This window comes from Flagellimonas nanhaiensis (assembly GCF_003382275.1).
GTDB classification, from domain to species: domain Bacteria; phylum Bacteroidota; class Bacteroidia; order Flavobacteriales; family Flavobacteriaceae; genus Flagellimonas; species Flagellimonas nanhaiensis.
This window is the reverse complement of the sequence record NZ_QTJX01000020.1, coordinates 1-603: the sequence shown is the minus strand read 5'-3', so window position 1 is coordinate 603 and position 603 is coordinate 1. Positions and strand designations below refer to the sequence as shown.

Below are 603 nucleotides of genomic sequence, written 5' to 3'. Positions count from 1 at the left end.
TCTACGGGCCGTGTGTGTGCTCGCTAGAGGCTTTTCTTGGCAGCAGAGGATCACCGAATTCGCCTCAACCGGCTATGCGTCACCTCTCAGGATTAGTGAGCGACGGATTTGCCTATCGCTCTCCCTACCGGCTTGCCCCAGTGTTACCACTGACTGGTACGGCTACCTTCCTGCGTCACCCCTTCGCTTGACTACTACCAGCGAAGTTCCCACGCAGCCCCAGAACTCCACACCCCCGAAGGGGAGTGATCGATCCGGTTTTGGGGGCCCGCTGCTACTCGGGAATTGATACTAGGCAGGTGCCGGGTTTTCGCGTACCGGGCTCTCACCGTCTACGGCAGACCATCCCAGGCCACTTCCGCTAACCACGACACTTTCTGACTGCCTCTCAGCCGGGTAGCGCTGAGACATATCCTCCCACAACCCCGCACACACAACCCCTACCCGGTTACCCATGCGTGCGGTTTAGCCTGTTCCGCGTTCGCTCGCCACTACTTGCGGAATCACAATTGTTTTCTCCTCCTACGGGTACTGAGATGTTTCACTTCCCCGCGTTCCCTCCCGCACCCTATATATTCAGATGCGGGTAGCACGACATCACTC

The 603-nt window shown here is 58.2% G+C and carries 1 rRNA gene and 1 other annotated feature; the gene reads right to left on the bottom strand.

The features are described from left to right. Positions 1-16 precede the first annotated feature (16 nt). Positions 17-195 (bottom strand) — a sequence feature (23S ribosomal RNA rRNA prediction is too short). A gap of 64 nt (positions 196-259) precedes the next feature. Continuing rightward, positions 260-603, bottom strand: a 23S ribosomal RNA gene (locus DX873_RS19035); the annotation flags it as partial.